General features: G+C 28.4%; 12 protein-coding genes, 1 riboswitch and 1 other annotated feature. Of the genes, 6 read left to right on the top strand and 6 right to left on the bottom strand.

Annotation, left to right across the window (positions count from 1 at the left end; all coding sequences use genetic code 11):
• Positions 1-172 precede the first annotated feature (172 nt).
• Entirely contained in the window at positions 173-334 is a 162-nt protein-coding gene (locus EJL03_RS11090) for a zinc-ribbon domain-containing protein (RefSeq protein WP_125154044.1), read from the top strand.
• Between the two features lie 113 nt (positions 335-447).
• On the top strand, positions 448-606 hold the full coding sequence (locus EJL03_RS16095) for a DUF5670 family protein (protein WP_164509068.1): 159 nt from the start codon (positions 448-450) through the stop codon (positions 604-606).
• Between the two features lie 30 nt (positions 607-636).
• On the opposite strand, the gene EJL03_RS11085 is transcribed toward EJL03_RS16095, so the two are convergent.
• On the bottom strand, positions 637-2,232 hold the full coding sequence (locus EJL03_RS11085; protein WP_125154043.1) for a peptide chain release factor 3: 1,596 nt from the start codon (positions 2,230-2,232) through the stop codon (positions 637-639).
• Between the two features lie 205 nt (positions 2,233-2,437).
• Here EJL03_RS11085 and yidA point away from each other — a divergent pair, with 205 nt between their 5' ends.
• Positions 2,438-3,256, top strand: coding sequence for a sugar-phosphatase (gene yidA / locus EJL03_RS11080; RefSeq protein WP_125154042.1), 819 nt, complete (start codon positions 2,438-2,440; stop codon positions 3,254-3,256).
• Between the two features lie 26 nt (positions 3,257-3,282).
• Here yidA and trpS read toward each other — a convergent pair whose 3' ends face one another.
• Both trpS and EJL03_RS11070 read right to left on the bottom strand, forming a co-directional pair.
• Positions 3,283-4,284 carry a tryptophan--tRNA ligase gene (gene trpS, locus EJL03_RS11075; RefSeq protein ID WP_125154041.1) on the bottom strand — a complete coding sequence of 334 codons (1,002 nt, stop codon included), beginning with the start codon at positions 4,282-4,284 and terminating at the stop codon, positions 3,283-3,285.
• A gap of 63 nt (positions 4,285-4,347) precedes the next feature.
• Positions 4,348-4,581: a binding site (T-box leader), on the bottom strand.
• Positions 4,582-4,641: 60 nt separating this feature from the next.
• Complete coding sequence (locus tag EJL03_RS11070; protein WP_125154040.1) at positions 4,642-5,016, bottom strand: desulfoferrodoxin; 375 nt, start codon at positions 5,014-5,016, stop codon at positions 4,642-4,644.
• Between the two features lie 180 nt (positions 5,017-5,196).
• Here EJL03_RS11070 and EJL03_RS11065 point away from each other — a divergent pair, with 180 nt between their 5' ends.
• Complete coding sequence (locus tag EJL03_RS11065) at positions 5,197-5,394, top strand: hypothetical protein (protein ID WP_164509067.1); 198 nt, start codon at positions 5,197-5,199, stop codon at positions 5,392-5,394.
• Positions 5,395-5,427: 33 nt separating this feature from the next.
• Here the strand turns inward: EJL03_RS11065 and EJL03_RS11060 are convergent, their stop codons facing one another.
• The 3 genes from EJL03_RS11060 to EJL03_RS11050 all read right to left on the bottom strand — a co-directional run bounded on the left by EJL03_RS11060 (position 5,428) and on the right by EJL03_RS11050 (position 17,083).
• The gene (locus EJL03_RS11060) at positions 5,428-14,067 is read right to left on the bottom strand and encodes a glycoside hydrolase family 94 protein (protein WP_125154038.1); all 8,640 of its coding nucleotides are present in this window, start codon (positions 14,065-14,067) and stop codon (positions 5,428-5,430) included.
• Between the two features lie 107 nt (positions 14,068-14,174).
• On the bottom strand, positions 14,175-15,473 hold the full coding sequence (gene lysA, locus EJL03_RS11055; RefSeq protein ID WP_125154037.1) for a diaminopimelate decarboxylase: 1,299 nt from the start codon (positions 15,471-15,473) through the stop codon (positions 14,175-14,177).
• Between the two features lie 76 nt (positions 15,474-15,549).
• Positions 15,550-15,716, bottom strand: a riboswitch (Lysine riboswitch).
• A 65-nt stretch (positions 15,717-15,781) separates the two neighbouring features.
• Positions 15,782-17,083 carry a M18 family aminopeptidase gene (locus tag EJL03_RS11050; protein ID WP_125154036.1) on the bottom strand — a complete coding sequence of 434 codons (1,302 nt, stop codon included), beginning with the start codon at positions 17,081-17,083 and terminating at the stop codon, positions 15,782-15,784.
• A 177-nt stretch (positions 17,084-17,260) separates the two neighbouring features.
• Between EJL03_RS11050 and EJL03_RS11045 the strand changes: the two genes are divergently transcribed.
• Positions 17,261-18,439: a cation diffusion facilitator family transporter gene (locus EJL03_RS11045; protein WP_125154035.1), complete on the top strand. Its 1,179-nt coding sequence runs from the start codon at positions 17,261-17,263 to the stop codon at positions 18,437-18,439.
• Between the two features lie 73 nt (positions 18,440-18,512).
• Positions 18,513-19,598 carry a PRK06851 family protein gene (locus EJL03_RS11040; protein WP_125154034.1) on the top strand — a complete coding sequence of 362 codons (1,086 nt, stop codon included), beginning with the start codon at positions 18,513-18,515 and terminating at the stop codon, positions 19,596-19,598.
• The last annotated feature ends 41 nt before the right edge of the window (positions 19,599-19,639 follow it).

The raw sequence follows: 19,639 nt of genomic DNA, 5'->3' as shown, positions 1-19,639 counted from the left end.
AGTTTTTGTTTTTTATTGTATTATTAGTTTAATTATGATATAATATTCTATATAAAATTTAAGCTTTAGCTTATATATTTTGATAGGTTAATTTGTTCTGGTGATCTAACTCCTTAATCATAGGAGCATTATCCATGAAAAATTACCCTATGATTACAAGGAGGTTTTTTTAATGGCAGATAAGACTATAGTTTGTAAAGACTGCGGAAATGAATTTGTATTCACTGAAGGAGAACAGGAATTCTACAAAGAAAAAGGATTTGAAAATGATCCAGTAAGATGTCCTGAATGCAGAAAAGCTAGAAAAGCAGCAAGAAATAACCACATGAGATAATAATAAGAGAGGTGAATCCTCTCTTTTATTTTTATTCCATTTTATTCATAATATAAATTATCTTTATATAGGAAATAATAAATACATAACTAATATATATGGAGGTTTAAATTATGATATTTTTAAAATGGTTAGGTGGACTTTTAGTGCTCTTCTGGTTAATGACAATTATATTTAAAATTGGTGGGAATCTAGTAAATCTGTTCTTGTTATTAGCAGTTATTATTTTTACAATAGATATATTAGTAGAAAATAAAAAATATTCTAGTTAAATAAGCAGTACCAAATAGCACTGCTTATTTTTATTCTTCACTTTTACCTATATCTGATAATATTAATCCCTTATTATGTTCTAATGACCAACTTATTGACCAATCACTCTGGAATAATAATAATTGTCTTTCTTTTAAATCTTTTACTATTTTAGTATCACTAGTAATACTTAGCTCTTCAACATCTCCATCATAACTTTCTATCCATCTTACATATTTAAATGGAAGTCTTTCCATCTTAATATCCACATTATATTCATTTTTCATTCTATATTGTAATACTTCAAATTGTAGTACTCCAACCACACCCACTATTATTTCTTCTATTCCAATATTTATCTCCTTAAATACTTGAATAGCACCTTCTTGTGAAATTTCAGTAATTCCTTTTATAAATTGCTTTCTTTTCATAGTATCAACTGTTCTTACTCTAGCAAAATGTTCTGGAGCAAATGTAGGTATTCCATCAAATTTAAACTTTTCATTACTCATACATAAAGTATCTCCTATTCTAAAAATACCTGGATCGAATACTCCAATAATGTCCCCTGCATAAGCTTCCTCTACAATTTCTCTATCCTGAGCTAAAAACTGTTGAGGTTGAGCAAGTTTTACTTTATTATTTCCTTGTACATGAAAAACTTCCATTCCTTTTTTAAATTTTCCCGAACATACTCTCATAAAAGCTATTCTATCCCTATGAGCAGGATTCATATTTGCCTGTATCTTAAATACAAAAGCCGAAAATTTTTCTGAAAAAGCATCTATTTCTCCTATGTTTGAATTTCTACCCAAAGGAGCTGTGCTTAATTTTAAAAACTCTGCTAAAAATGGTTCAACTCCAAAATTAGTTAATGCACTTCCAAAAAATACTGGTGTGAGTTCACCGTTTCTAACTTTTTTTAAATCAAAGTCATCTCCTGCAATATCTAAAAGTTCTATATCTTCTACTAATTTGTCATGCAGTTCTTCTCCCAATAAATCTTTAAATACAGGATCATCCACCTGACCTTCTACAGCTTCTACAGTTGTCTGTCCATGATTTCCTCCATTAAACACACCTATAACATTTTTATTTCTATCATAAACACCTTTAAAATCTTTTCCTGCTCCTATTGGCCAATTCATAGGATATGATCTTATACCTAATACATTTTCTATTTCTTCCATAAGCTCAAAAGGATCTCTGCTTTCTCTATCCATTTTATTTATAAAGGTAAAAACTGGTATGCCTCTTAAACTACATACATGAAATAATTTCTTTGTTTGCTCCTCTACACCTTTAGCTCCATCAATAACCATAACTGCACTATCTGCCGCCATTAAAGTTCTGTATGTATCTTCACTAAAATCTTGATGTCCAGGAGTATCTAAAATATTTATACAATATCCATTATAACCAAATTGCATAACTGATGAAGTTACGGAAATACCTCTTTGTTTTTCTATCTCCATCCAATCCGACACTGCATGTTTGGAAGATTTTCTTGACTTTACTGACCCTGCAAGTCTTATGGCCCCTCCATACAATAACAGTTTTTCCGTTAATGTGGTTTTACCAGCATCAGGGTGTGATATTATAGCAAATGTTCTTCTTCTATCAATTTCCTTTACTAAATCCTGCACTCTACTCTCTCCTCTTTTCTATTTCTATACATCAATGATTTTAACTTTTATATAAATTCATGTCAATTAAATATGCCTATATTATTTATTTTTCCACCTTTTGAAACAAATATTATTAATTTATTCCAACTTTCAATATTATCTTTATTTTTAAATATAGAATGCTATAATGAATTATGATTAATTATTAGATTGGAGAGATACAATGTATAAACTAATTGCCTTAGATATGGATGGAACCTTATTAAATTCAAAAAAAAATATTTCAAATTCAAATTTAACAGCTATAAAAAATGCAAAAAAAATCGGTTCTAAAGTTGTATTAGCGACAGGTAGACCATTAAAAGGCATAAAAAAATATTTAAAAGAACTAGATCTCATTAATACTGAGGATTATTGTGTAGTATTTAATGGTGCTGTGGTTCAAAATGTTAAAACAGAAGAAATACTGTGTAAAAAACTTTTAACTATAAATGACGTTAAAAATATATATGATATAAGTAAGGATTTAAATATTCACTTACATCTACTTACATTAGATTCCTGTATTACTCCTAAAATAGGAAAATATACACAGTTAGAGTCCGATTTAAACCATATTCCTTTACAAATAAAAGACTTTAATAAACTAGATAAAAATTTAGAAGTTGTTAAAGTTATTTTTGCAGATGAGCCTGATACTATAACTAAATCTATAGAAAAATTACCTAAAGAATTATTTAAAAAATTTACTATAGTAAGAAGTGCACCTTATTTTTTAGAATTTTTAAATAAAGATGTAAATAAAGGTACAGGAGTGCAATTACTTGCAAAAAATTTACATATACCTAAACATAATATAATATGTGTAGGTGATGCAGGCAATGATATCCACATGATTAAATATGCTGGTTTAGGTGTAGCTATGGGTAATGCCTTCCCCGAAGTAAAAAATATAGCAGACTATATAACTTTAACCAATGATAATGATGGTGTAGCCCATGTAATAAATAAATTTATTTTAAATAATGAAACAGCAGTTTAGAGAAAACATCTAAACTGCTTATTATTTTATCTACTTGCAACAAAACCAATTTTTCTTTGCATTTTTGAAAGCATTTTTCTTGCCACGTAATTAGCTTTTTCTGCTCCATTTTTATATATAGATTCTAAATATTCTTTGTTGTTTAATAAATCTTTTACTTTATTTTGTACAGGTTCAATTTCCCTAATTATTGCCTCTGCTACATCCTTTTTAAATTCAGCATATCCTAATTTTTCATACTCTTTTTCTATATCATTTACATTTCTACCAGTAGCTACGCTTAAAATATTCATTAAATTTTTAACTCCTGGTTGATCATCACTATACTTTACTACCCCTAAGCTGTCCGTAACAGCTCTATTAATTTTTTTTCTAATTATATCAGGTGTATCCATAATTAATATATAACTATTTGGATTATCTGATGATTTAGACATTTTTTTGCTAGGATTTTGTAAATCCATTATCCTAGCCCCTTCTTTAGGGATATATGGATCTGGTATCTTAAAAGTTGGACTATATGTATTATTAAATCTATTTGCTATATCTCTGGTGAGTTCTAAATGTTGTTTTTGATCATTTCCAACAGGGACAAGATCTGCATTATATAGTAATATATCCGCTGCCATTAATACAGGATAAGTTAGAAGTCCTGCACTAACTGATTCCCCATATCTTTGGGACTTATCCTTAAACTGAGTCATTCTATTTAATTCACCTATATAAGTATTGCAATTTAAAAGCCATCCCGCTTCAGCATGTGCGGAAACGTGTGACTGAATAAATAAAGTATTCTTTTCTGGATCAACACCTGAAGCAATATATGTTGCTAAAACCTCTAAAGTTCTTCTTCTTATATCTTTGGGTTCTTGTCTTACTGTTATAGCATGTAAATCAACTACACAATAATAACAATCATATTTATCCTGTAATTTTACCCAGTTTTTTATAGCCCCAAAATAATTCCCTATGGTTAAATTTCCTGATGGCTGTATTCCACTAAAAATAACTTTTTTATCTTCACTCATTATATATATCCTCCCTAAAATTTTATTAAGTTTTATATTAAAAAAACCCTATAGAAGTATATTCTATAGGGCGTATTGTACGCGGTACCACCTAAATTTAAAAGACTTTTAGTCTCTTATCTCATTAGATAAATATATCCTGTCTTTATAACGTAAGACCATCGTCGAAGACTACTTAAAATTTCATCTTGATTCTCCAGGACCCATTCAAACTAATCATAATTATTGTATTTCCACCATATACAATTCTCTTTAAATCTGTTTTTAGTTTTACTTGCTTCCATTCATAGAAAAATTTTTTACTTTAAAAGTTATGATATTACATAATATTTTTTTTGTCAATATTTTTTATGACTATTATTTCTTCCATAAACCATGTAAATTACAATACTCTCTAACGGAAATAATCTCATCCTCTATTTTAAATTTAGCTTCTGGCTTTTCACCAGGTTTTAGATATTTCCTATATGTTTTATTTTCAGTATTAACTTCTATCCAATCTATATAATGTTCCTCTAACATTGGATGTTCTACCTCTCCAATTTTCACCTTTAACCCTTCTTCTATCTTTTCTACTACAGGAACATGTTTCTCTTTTGCTCCATCTTCTGTATTCTCATTTCTATGCATCATAGGCTTATTACAACATATTAAAGTTCCTACTCCACTATGAACTATTTCTACTATATTTCCACATACTAGACACTTATAAACTTGCTTTAGCTCCGTCATTTTTTATCCCTCCATGAACATTTACTATTTGTTAATAATGAATTCTACACAAATCTCTTTTTTCCTTCTTTTATTTCATAATAATATAAAGTACTAATAAATATTCCACTAATTTTTTTAAGTTTTAGTGGAATACTAATTTTGTATATTAAATAATTATTTATATAAGGAGGCTTTATTATGGATTCAAAAAAAGTTTATGCTCCTGAAGAAAGAGATTATTTAGAGGCAAAACAAAAGATAATAAAATCCTTTTCAAAAAAAGATTATACAAAACTTCCAGATAACGTCCGTGACCCAGTAGTAGTTAATAATATAGCTACTTGGGAATTTGATAATACTTCAAAGGATATGGAAGAAAACAATCTATTTGAATAGTAAATGAAAAGCCCTTCTAGGGGCTTTTCATTTTTATTTTATTACAATCTTTACCTCATGTAGACCCTCTTTTAAAAATGGAATTGTATTATCTTCTATCTTTTTCCCATCTAAATATACACTATCCTCATTTCCCTTAATTACTTCAATATTATATACACACTTTCCTCTCTTATACTTCATTGAGTATCCATTCCAGTCTTTAGGCAAATTAGGCTCTATAGTAAATCCTTTCTCCTCTTTTAAGTTTAATCCTAGTATTCCGTTTACTGCCGTAGTATACATCCAACCAGCTGCACCAGTATACCAACTCCACCCTCCTCTTCCCACATGAGGTTCAACAGCATATATATCCGCCGTGATTACATATGGTTCTACTTTGTATCTTTCACAATCTAAATAAGATCTTGTATGATTTATAGGATTTATCATATTAAATATTTTCCAAGCCTTATCGTTGAGTCCTATTTTAGTGAGTGCTAATATATACCAAATAGCCGCATGTGTATATTGTCCGCCGTTTTCTCTTACTCCTGGTACATAACCTTTTATGTATCCAGGTTCTAATGAAGATTTATTAAAAGCAGGAGTTAATAGCATTACTAACCCTTTATCATATTTAACCAAATATTTTTCTGCAGATAACATAGCTTCCTTAGCCCTGCTATTTTTAGCTGCTTTGGATATTACTGCCCAAGATTGTGATAATGAATCTATTTGACATTCATCATTTTCTGATGATCCTAAAGGAGTACCGTCATCAAAATAAGCCCTTCTATACCAGTTTCCATCCCATGCATTCTCTTCTAAACTTTCCTTTATAAATTCTTTTAATTTTTCATACTCATTTCCTTTTAAATTATCATCCTTTTTATTGCATAATTGAACAAATTTATCTAATATACTATATAAAAACCATCCTAGCCATACACTTTCTCCTTTCCCCTTATTACCAACTGTACTCATACCATCATTCCAATCTCCTGAGCCCATTAGTGGAATATTATGCTGACCAAATTTTAAAGCCTTATCTATTGCCTTTATACAATGTTCATATATTGTTCCCACTTTACTAGATTTAGCTGAAATTTTATATCTCTCATCTTCACCTTCTTTTAATGGCTCATCCTCTAAGTATGGTGCTATTTCATCTAGTATTGTATAATCTCCTGTATTTTCTATATAAGCTATTGTTACATAAGGTAACCATAATAGATCATCAGAAAATCTAGTTCTTATACCACTGTCAACTATAGGATGCCACCAATGTTGAACATCTCCCTCATTAAACTGTCTTGATGCACTATATAGTATATGTTCTCTTGTGTACTCAGGATAAATATACGAAATTGCTATGGAATCTTGCAACTGATCTCTAAATCCATAAGCTCCTCCAGATTGATAAAAAGCAGTCCTTGCCCAAAATCTACAGGATATAACCTGATACATTAGCCAACCATTTATCATTAAATCCATTGTAGTGTCTGGTGTTTTTACTTGTATATTTGACAATATTTCACTCCAATGTTCCTTAATTAATTTTAACTCCTCAACTATTATATCTATATTATTATATTTATCTATCAAATTATTTACTTCATCTAAGTTTTCATCTTCCCCCAAAAGAATAGCTATATACTTTTCTTCATTAGGTTTTAGATTTATTTTACCATTTATAGCCATACAAGGATCTAATCCGGAGCCAGTAGTATTTGAAAAAGTTTTTCTTTTTAGGGCATTGGGATGTTCTATATTTCCACCTTTTCCTATGAACTCTTTTCTATCCCCTGTATAACATATATTTTCTACTCCATTTATACTTAAGAAGGTTATATATTCTCCAAAACTATTATTATATGGATTTTTAGCATATAAATATTTTTTATTATCATTAAAATAAGTAGTTATATACTGTGCAGTTTGCTGAGGCGTTACTCCTAAAACTAACTGAGCATAATAAGTTATAGATAAACTTCTATCTATATTGGTATTATTTTTAAGTTTTACTAATCCGAACTTAACACTATTATCTTTAGATGCAAAAGTTGTGTATACTCCATTTACCCCATGGATATTGTGTTTAAAACTTGAATAACCAAATCCATGTTCTATTATATATCTATTATTATCTCTAATAGGTTTAGGAGTTAAGCTCCATATATTTCCACTTTCCTCATCTCTTATATATAATGCTTCAGACTCACCATCTTTTACAGGGTCATTAGACCAAGTGGTAATTTTATTTTCCCTACTATTTTTATACCAAGTATATGCTACACCACTTTCAGATATATGGAAGCCAAATTTTTTATTAGATATTACATTTATCCAAGGTGCCGGAGTATTCTTGCCTTTATCCAAAACAATAACATAGTTACTGCTTTCCATATCAAATCCACCTATATCATTGAAATATTTCAACTTCGGTTTTTCCAATTCACTAGAATAATCATCATAATTTATAACATTAGTTTGTAGTAAATTGTCCTGAAAAACATTTGATTCTTCATTTTCAATTTGGTTTTTTAATGGCCCTTTATCCGAATCAATAACTACTCTTGCTATGGCAATTATAAAATCTATATCTTCCTTAGTCATTGTAGATTTGTTATACAAATATACTCCTCCAGATAAATTTTGTTTATCCCTTGCATGACTTGAACTAACAATATCTCTGACCATGTCTTGTAAATTTTGTACATATGAGCTTTCTTGCAAATTAAAAATCACAAGATCGACCTTTAAACCTTTTAGTCTCCAATATTCATGTGCTTTTAACATTTGTGTGATTATATCTATATTTTGTTCCTTCCTAATAAATAAAAGTACTATTGGCAAATCACCAGATATTCCATAGGACCATAAAGCAGACTGACCCTTTTTGATAGATTGAATATACATTTCTCTTTTTCTCATAGAGCTATTTAAAAAAATTATATTACTTGCCATCTTCTGGTATAAATTAGCCATTGAAGACTTAATACCTAAGTATCTTGTTTCTAAAATGCTTTGAGTTAGTCCTAGTTCAAATGTTCTGTTTATATTTCCCCACTCTCTATATTTTTCGCTTAATTTTATAACTTCTTCTTTTGAATCAGCCATCCCCATTACATAAGCTACTTTAGTACTAGATTTAGGTGGTAGTTTTATCCTTACTCTTAAACTAATAATAGGATCTAAAACAGCTCCAATGGTATTGGATAAGGGTTCATTGTTTTCCATAATTTTGGGTTTATATATATCATTACCTCTTCCTATAAACTTAGATCTATCTGTTTCATACTGTATGTTGCCCACTATGTCTCTATCTGATATTACTGTTTGCATAACCCAATATTCTTTTTCATCTTCTCCTCTTTTTCTTCTATTAGCTAAAACACATAATGGGTCCTCTAAAAATTCAGTATTTACAAATAAGTTTCCAAAAGCAGGATGAACTAAATCCGCCCTGTAATGTGATAATGTGATTTCACAATAACTTGTTATTTCTATAATCCTACTACTATTACTTTTATTACTTATAGTTAATTTCCTTACTTCTGCATTATCCTCTTGGGATACAGTTATTTCTGTAGTGGTGTCTATATTCCCGTCTTTTCTTTTAAATTCTGCCTTATCTAATGAAAATATTGCTTCGTAATATTCTCCCTTATATTTGCATGGTTCATAAGTATTACTCCAATACTCATTAGAATTTAAATTCTTTATATAAAAAAACATTCCTGTGTTATCATTTGTTATATCTTCACGCCATCTATAAAGCATAATATTGTCATTTTTACTATACCCACTCCCAGTACTAGTTACCATTACAGAATAGCTACCATTAGATAATATATGAGTATCAGGATAAGTAGAAAGAGGATTATTATATCTTCTTAATATACTTACATCCTTATCACTCATTACCACTTTGTAATTATAATTTTCTTCTCTATCATATACAACCGAAGTAGAGACTTTCTCCTGCAATAATAGTTCTGTAGCCTTTACTTGTGGTACATTATGAAATCTGTCTTGAAATATATTATTATTTAATACATTATCTAAAGCCATTAAACTCATACCCTGATGATGAACCATAAAGCATTTTATCAGTGCAAAATCTTTTCCTTTGGGAAGTCTTTCCTTAGTAAAATCTATCGCTTCAAATAAGCCGTATCTACCCTCAAGACCAAACTCAATTAAATTTTTAATATTATCGTAAGCATCCTTCTTATTAACCTGTAAAGCCATTACAGTAGAATATGGGGATACTACTAATTCATTTCCAAGTCCTCTCTTTAATCCTATCTTTGGAATCCCAAATGCTTTATACTGATAATTTAAATTAACATCAAAGTTATAAAAAGCTGATTCTGAAATCCCCCAAGGTATTTTTTTAATACCGGAATAATACTTTTGTCCTTCTACTAAAAACTCATATGTTTCATCTAGTAGTGTATTAGAGTATCTCTTCATTATTAATAATGGCATGAGATATTCAAACATAGTTCCACTCCAAGAAACCAAACCTTTTCTTTTGTTTACCTTTGTTAAAGCCCTCCCTAGTCTAAACCAATGACTTTGATCAACTTCTCCTTTTGCTATAGCAATAAAACTTGCCTGCCTTGCTTCAGATGCAAGCAAATCATAATAACAATTATCCATCTTCTCTCTATCTACATCGTAACCTATAGAAAATAATCCCTTAGATTTACTAAATAATATACTAAAATCAGTATTATTACATATAGATTGTAGTTTGTTTTTTAAACCTATTATTTTTGCATATAATGAATATACTTCAGCTCTTCCATCAATAATATCCTCATACAATTTATTCATATATTCATTTTTATTAATCTCTGATAATTTTTCACTTACCTCTCCCAATTTCTCTATAACATCGTGCAATGTATAAGTTCCTGTAACCTTTTCTAAATCCTCTAATATATCTACTCTACTTACATTATCCACATTAAAATTTAATTTATTTACAAACTCTTTATTTGTTAATAAGTTTACCCATGGGAATAATTTAAATATATTTTCTAAATATTTATCTGTTTCATTTTTAAGTTTTACATTCCAGTATAATTTATCTTTTTCTTTAATTTTATCTAATTCCTTAACTTTTTTCTGTATATTTTGAAGTATATCCTTTAGCTTATTTATGTTTGAATCCCATTTTTCTAATTCATATATTATCTCATCATAAAAATTATTCATCCCATTATATACTAATTCCATATCACATAAATAAATCAGATCCAATAATCCTTTATTAAATCCATTATTTATTATTGGTGAGTTAATAAATTCATTTAAAGCTTCTATGACTACCCATAGATAACCTACTAAATTTCCACTATCTACTGTAGATATATATCTTGGATAAAGAGGTTCTTTTGTTTTAGTATCATACCAATTATAAAAATGGCCCTTATATATTTCTAATTTATTCATGCTCTTAACTATATTATCAATTCTGTTAATACACTCTATAATATCAATATATCCTAGGTCGAATGCTGCTAAATTAGAGGTTAATCCCATACCCATATTAGTTGGTGATGTTCTATGTGCAATGCCTTTATAAGGGTCTTGCTGAAAATTATCAGGAGCTAAATAATTATTTTCTTCATTTATAAAGTCTTCAAAATAAGCCCAGGTTTTTCTACTTATTCTTCTTAACAAATTAATCTGTTCTTGTGTAAAATACTCACTTTCTTTTAACTTATCTTTACTTATAAAATAAGCTATGTATGGACTTATAAACCATATAACACATGATGGAAGCATTATCATACCTATATTTAATGATGCATTAAATGCTAATACTACAATAATAATGCTTATTAAACTGCCCATCCACATTGAACTTATATAATCTTTTATTTTCCTACCTGATGTAGCCTCTACATCTGCAGCAGTCTGCCATTCCAATAGATGTTTTTTACTAATGAATACTCTATACAATGTTCTTATTACTGCATCTAACATTAAATAGCATTGATAAGGCAAAAAGCAAAATATAAGAAAGAACTGTTCAATAGCCACATTCCAGCTTTTTATCTTACCAGATAGATTTATCCCTTTTATAGGGGCTACTACCACATCTGATACATTAAACAAAATAGGTGCTAATAAAGATATAATAGCCACCATAATCCATTTTTCACTGCCATTTAGTAGACTTAATGCTAAAATAATTAGTATAATTATAGATGGTGCTAATAAGCTCCTCCTTAAATTATCAAATATTTTCCATTTAGATAATTTATTTAAAGGAGATTTTTTAAATAACCACAATATTAACTGCCAATCTCCTCTAACCCATCTATGAAGTCTTTTAGCACTAGAATTATAGTATGCAGGATACCCATCTATTAATTCTACATCTGTAATTAGTGCTGTCCTTAAATACGATCCCTCTAATAAGTCATGACTAAGCACAGTATTCTCAGGAATTTCATTTTTTAACATATAATTAAATGCATCTATATCATATATACCCTTTCCAGTAAAAATTCCCTCATCAAATAAATCCTGATATACATCAGATATAGCCGTAGTATACAAGTCAATACCTGTTTCTCCAGAGAATACCTTAGAAAACATAGTCTTTGTAGCATTCTCAATACTTACGCTTATCCTTGGTTGCATTAACCCATGTCCTCTAAAGATTTTTTTACTGTTTTTATCTATATATGGTTCATTCAATACATGTGCCATAGCCCCGATAAGTTTCTTTGCTGATTCTCTAGGAAGTTTTGTATCAGCATCTAAAGTTATTATATATTTAACCTTAGATAGATTATTTATATCAGAACTTATTGTATTATAACTTGTGTTCTTTTCCCCCCTTATAAGTTTATTAAACTCCACAAGCTTTCCTCTTTTTCTTTCCCAGCCAATCCATAAGTTCTCTTTATCATTAAATTGTCTATATCTATTAAAAAAATAAAAAATCTCCTGTTCTTTAGCATATTTTTCATTTAATTTTTTTATATTTTTTAAAGCACAACTTAAAATTTTTTCATCATTTTCCTCTTTTTCATGTTTACTATCTTTAAAATCTCCTAATATAGCATAAAAAATATTCTTACTCCTATTAGCAAGATAATATACCTCTAAGTCTTTAACTAATTCCTCTACCCTTTTTTCACTATCTAATAGTGTAGGTATTACAACCATTGTACTAAATTTCTCTGGTATATCACCTTTAAATTCCAACTTAGGTATAAAAGTTGGTCTTACTAAATGGTTTATACTCCAGTTAATTATTGAAACTACTATCTGACTTACAGGTATAATTACAGCTAAATAGGCCAAAATGTATTCCCCAATATTAACATTATTATTTTTAGATAAAATTACCACTACAATACCCAACGATATTATAATTGTTAAAAATAATACAAAATTTATATAATAATTAATTCTCTTTTTTATATTTTTATATCTTAATTTTAAAAATGACTTATCCTTAAACCCTATTTTTCTTTTTAAACACTCTATACCCTGGTCTAATAAATAATACCCCACGTGTGAAAGATAGGCTTTATCTTGACTTTCTATATTTTCTTTAGCACATTCAATAATTTTTTTTGCTACAAAAGTTTCTCCTAATTTCATATGTCTAGCTATTTTTTCTACCATATGTCTATAATAATCCCTAGATTGAAAATCCATATTTTCATATACTTTTGCAGGATCATTTATTAAAATCTTTTCCAAATGACTCAAACTTTCGAAACATTCCTTCCAATTTAATAAAGATATCTCCCTTATTCCTGTAATACTATTACCTATAATTAATCTAAAAAAAGCTTGTTTTTTATGTTCTAAAATAATTATTCTTTCCGAATCAGTTTCCTCCTTAGACAGATTTTCATCTATCCACTTATAAATCCTAGGGTTATCTACTCCATTTTCTCTTAAAACTCTTAATAATTTTTCAGTAAAATAAATATTAAAACTATATTTATTAGCATAAATATCATCTAATTCTTTTTCATTATCCATAGATTTTATCAATTTATCTGCTAAGTCTTCCCCTTTATTTTTTTCCTTTTGAGCATACAAAATTTTAGATGTAATCTTACCTATATTTTGTATTAAAGCTATTTTAATCATAATAGGAAGCGCCCATAGTTCTCCACTGGACAATATCACATTTTTCTGATATTCTTCTATAAATACATTTATATTTTCTTTATTTATTTTTCCATCTGTACTATATACTAATCTTTTAGCAATATAGTATATCCTAGGATAACCCTTCATAGCCCCACTTTGAATTATTGGAAGGTTATTATAGTAATTTTTAGGCATGCTTACTTTTATTTCTTTATACTCTCTTTGAATTATATATAAATTATCTAAAAGCCATTCTGCAGCGGGTAATATTTCTTTTTGGGCCTTTGATTCCTTATTAATATAATCATGACCATTTATTATAATTTTGTAACTTCTATCCAAACTTTTCAGAAGTTTAATTTTAGATTTTATGCTGTTTCTATAGGAATTGTATGGACTTTCTTCCACCTCATCACTATGAAACTCTTTAACATCTATCCAATCAAATTCTATATCTTCATTATCTAAATATTTGTTATCCCAAATAAAATAAAATACTATAATCAAAGAAATTATGAACAAAACAGAAGCAATTCCATAATAGTACATAATAATACACCCCTTCTATGCTATTTAAATCAATTGCTTAGCTTATTATTTCCAATAAATCAAAAAAATATTATGGAGAAACATTTAAAAGTTTCTCCATAATACTTTTATAAAAATAGTTCATTTGAAATTAGCTCGTGATAACTTTGCCTTCTACATATAAGTTTATCCTCCCCATTACTAACCATAACTACTGCTGCAGTAGGTATCTTATTATAATTGCTAGACATAGAATATCCATATGCACCAGTTGATAACACGGATAAAACATCTCCACTTTTACACTTTGCTAAAGTAACATGGTTTAATAATATATCCCCTGATTCACAACACTTGCCAGATATAGTTACAACTTCTTTTGTACTACTATCTATTTTATCTGCAATCATACACTCATATTCCGCACTATATAATGCAGGTCTAATATTATCAGTCATTCCACCATCTACAGCAACATACTTTCTTACCTTTGGTATTTCTTTTATAGCTCCTATTGTGTATAAAGTTGTTCCTGCATTTCCAACTATAGATCTTCCTGGTTCAATAACTAAGCTTGGTAAATCTATATTCAATTCTTTAGCCTTACTTATGGCTTTATTTAATATGGATTCACAGTAGTTCTCAGTAGTTTTAGGAGTATCACCTTCTGTATAATATATACCAAATCCACCTCCTAAATCTAACTCTAATATATCATAGTTTAACTTTTTCTTTATATTTTTTATAAGGTTCATCATTATATCTACCTCATCTTCATAAGGAGTTATTTCAAAAATTTGAGAACCTATATGACAATGAAGCCCTATTAAATCAATATTAGATAATTTAATTGCTCTTTCTACTGCATTCAAAGTTTGATTATTTAAAAGCGTAAATCCAAATTTTGAATCAATCTGTCCAGTTTTTATATATTCATGAGTATGCGCCTCTATTCCAGGAGTAATTCTTAAAAGTATTTTTTGAACTTTATTTAACCTTTTAGCTATTTCATTTATTGTATTGATTTCATAAAAGTTATCGACTACAAATCTTTCCACACCTAATTGTATTCCCATCTCTATTTCCTCTAAAGTCTTATTGTTCCCATGAAAATATACTCTTTCCATAGGGAAATTTGCTTTAAACGCAGTATATAATTCTCCTCCAGAAACTACATCTAAATATAACCCTTCTTCATTAATTATCTGACACATTGCAAGTGTTAAAAAAGCCTTTCCTGCATATGCTACTTTATTATTCATTTCCTCTACTTTAAAATTCTTATAATAATCTTTACAATTTTTTCTTATTAGTTCCTCATCCATAACATATAAAGGTGTGCCATACTTTTTAGCTAAATCTACTGTATTGTTCCCTCCTATATGCAAAGTATTATTTAATATCTCCATTGTTCCAAATAATTTCAAAATGAATTCCCCCTTTATTTTAAATAAAAAAAATACAGCAAAGGTACACCTATAGCTGTATTTAAACATCTATTGTGACCTTAGTAGCTCTCCACATATTAGTGACAACCTTACATATATTCTATGCAAAGCCAGATAAATAACCTGCCTGGTTATTTCCTTCGGCTATAATTCCTTTCTCTATCCTTCCCAGTTTGGCAACTCTAGATAAATACTCTTAATTATAGCACCTCTACTAAAGGTAAAATAAGTCCTATTAAGTTTTAAATTAGTTTAACATAATATTCTTTAAATTTCAACATTTAAATTTATATCCCATAAAATTGTCTAAAAGACTTTGTAACATATAGATGATCATCTACTCCACCAAGCTCTCTGATAGAATGCATAGCAAGTATTGGAGTCCCCATATCTACAGATGGTATGTTTATATGAGTTGAAGAAATTGGACCAATGGTAGATCCGCCTCTTTCATCAGAGCGATTAACAAATTTTTGTATTGGAACTTTAGCCTTGTTACATATCTGTTCATATACTGCCGTAGAAAAACCATCCGATGTATAACTTTGCTTTGCACTTATTTTTACAACTGGTCCCCCATTTAACATAGGCCTATTTACAGGATCTGATTTTTCAGGCCAATTAGGATGTACTGCATGAGCTAAATCTGATGATATTAAAAATGATTTAGCTAATGCCCTATAATATGCCTCTTTACCAACTTGTTCATTTTCAACTATTCTCTCTAAAATGCTTGAAAGCATAATAGAATCAGCTCCCTGCTTAGTAGAACTTCCAACCTCTTCATTATCAAAACATGCTAAAACTTTAGTAGAATTGCTTTCTTCTGACTGAAGTAATGCATTAAGTGCTGCATGTACCATAGCCAAATCATCTAACCTTGGACTAGATATAAATTCCTTATTCAATCCTATTATGCATCCTTTTTCATATTCATATAGGAATAAATCAAAATCTACTATATCATATTTGTTTACATTCAATTCCTCAGATAATATATTTAATAAATAATCATCCTTTTCCATGGTCTCATTAATAATCCCCATTAAAGGAAGTGTATGTTTCTGTGGATTTAGTTCTAATCCTTTATTTACATCTCTATTCATATGTATAGCTAGATTAGGAATAATTAAGATAGGTTTATTTATATTAATAAATTCTTCTTTAGGTTTCATTATATCTTCGCTTTTAAGTATAACTCTACCAGCAATTGATAACGGCCTATCCATCCAGGTACTTAATATTGGACCTCCATATACCTCCGTATTTAACTTTATATATCTATCCTCACAAATCATCTCTGATGAAGGTTTTATTCTAAAAGTAGGGGAATCCGTGTGTGCCCCTATAATTTTAAATCCATTTTCAACCACACTACAGTTGCCAGTTATAAATGCAGTTATAGCTGAATTATTCTTCTTTACATAATACCTTGCATTTTTACTTAATGCCCATTTATCACTTTCTTTTAACTCTATAAAATTATATTTCTTTAATATATTCTCTATACTTTTCACAGCATGAAATGCTGTTGGACTTTCATAAATAAAATCTATTAATTCTTCAGATAATTTAAGTTTTTCTTCCATAAACATATTCCTCCTACTTCCTAAATTTTCTTTATTATTAGAATAACATACTTATAATTCGGTTTCAAATTAAGCAATATAAGTATATTTCAGAAAATAAAATATATTTATTTTAGTATTAACAATAATATGATATAATGGTTAACTGTATTTATATTAAAATAAGAGGTGTATAATATGTTATCTAAATTCTTAGTCAAAAAATTTATTAAGAATTATCAGGATACAGATAAATCAAGTGTTAGAAATGCTTATGGTTTTTTAGCAAGTATTATAGGAATAATATCAAATTCTCTTCTTTTTGCTGTTAAATTGTTTATTGGAATAATATCTCATAGTATTTCAGTAACTGCTGATGCATTCAATAATCTTTCTGATGCAACTTCATCCTTGATTACTATGTTAGGATTTAAATTAGCATCTAAGCCTCCAGATGAAGAACATCCTTTTGGACATGGACGAATAGAATATATATCTGGCTTATTTGTTTCTTTTATGGTTATACTAGTAGGATTTGAATTTATTAAATCTTCTTATTCGAGAATAACAAACCCAGTAAACGTTAAGTTTCAACTTCTTCCATTTATTCTAATTCTATTATCCATACTTATAAAGGTGTGGTTAAGTAGATTCAACAAATATATAGGTAAAACAATAAACTCTTCTGCATTACAGGCTTCATCCTTTGATGCATTAAGTGATGTAATAACTTCTAGTTGTGTTGCATTGTCATTTATAATATCCAAATGGACTTCTATACCCATTGATGGTTATATTGGTATTTTAATTTCTTTGTTTATAATATACTCAGGATATTCTTTAATAAAAGATACTTTAAATCCACTTTTAGGTGAATCTCCTGATCCACAGTTAGTAAATAAAATCATTAACGGGATATTAAGTTATAAACATATAACTGGTGTTCATGACTTAATAATTCATAATTATGGACCAAGTAAATGTATGGCTACCGTACACGCAGAAGTTCCAGATACAATATCTATAGTAAAAATACATGAAATAATAGATATGGCAGAAAGACAACTTTCTGATGATTTAAATATAATTTTGGTAATACATATGGACCCTATTAATACAAATAATAAAGAAGTTACCTTTGCAAGAAATGAACTAGAAAAATTAATTGAACCCTATCCTATGATAAAATCAATTCATGATTTTAGAATTGTAGGTCAAGGAGAATCTAAAAATCTGATATTTGATATTGTTATAGATTATAGCCAAAACCTTACAAATGAATTTGAGGATAAAATCAAAAGAGACTTAGATAATGAAATTAAAAAAATTCATCCTAAATATAATGCTATAATAACTATCGATAGAGATTTTACTTAAATATAATTAACACATTCATCACACTCTAGCATATTATATATTGATTTTATATTATTATGGAGTGTGAATTTTTATGAGTAAAAACATATATCATATCTTTCCAGGTAGCAATACTTCGCAAGGATTTTATTCATTTTTTCAATATATATTACCTAACGAAAATGCTAAAAAAGTTATTTATATAAAAGGTGGTCCTGGAACAGGAAAATCATCTCTTATGAAAAAAATAGGATCTATATTTAATGATAAGGGCTATGAAATCGAATTTTTTCATTGTTCATCTGATAATGAATCCTTAGATGGAGTGGTAATTAAAGGATTAAATTTTGCTCTAATTGATGGAACTGCACCTCATATAAATGATCCTAAAGTCCCAGGAGCAATGGATGGCATTTTAAATTTAGGAGAATGTTTAGATGAAAAAAATTTATCTAATTATAAAGAAGAAATAATTAAGATTTCCTCTGATATTAGTGATTCATTTAAAGAAGCTTACTCTTACTTAGCAAGTGCTAAATCATTACACGAGAATTTGTCTTACTATAATCATAATTCACTAGATATAATTAAATTAAATACAATAAAACAATCTCTCATCAAAAGTATATTTAAGAATCCACGAATAGGTTCTGGAAATGAAAGACATCTTTTTGCTACTGCTTTTACCCCAAATGGTATAATTTCTTATATAGATACATTATATGTTAAATGTAAAAATATATATACCTTAAATGGTGGTGCTGGTACTGGCAAGACTAATATTTTAAACACAATAAAAAATGAGGCTATAAATAGCGGCTATGACGTGCAAATATATCATGATCCGTTTATTCCTGATAGATTAGAGCATATAATTATTCCGGATTTAGATACTGCAGTTTTAACATCAAATGAAATAAATAATCGTACCTTCCATGGAACTCAAGTTTATATGAGTAATATAATGGATAAAAGGTATCTTGCTACCAAAAAAGATTCTATAGAAAAAAATACAGAAACTTTTAATAGTTTAGTAGATGAAGCTATAAAACACCTTAATAATTGTAAAAAACTTCATGATGAACTTGAAAAATATTATGTCTCAAATATAGATTTCCAAAAGGTGGATATGCTTTCAGAAAACCTTATATCAAATCTTCTATCCTGTGAAAAAAAGTGATGGAAAATAAAAATTGTCTCAAAGTATATTATACTTTGAGA

The organism is Clostridium rectalis (assembly GCF_900626095.1).
GTDB classification, from domain to species: Bacteria; Bacillota; Clostridia; order Clostridiales; family Clostridiaceae; genus Clostridium_AS; species Clostridium_AS rectalis.
The sequence above is the reverse complement of the archived record's forward strand: the minus strand, read 5'-3'. Positions and strand labels throughout refer to the sequence as shown.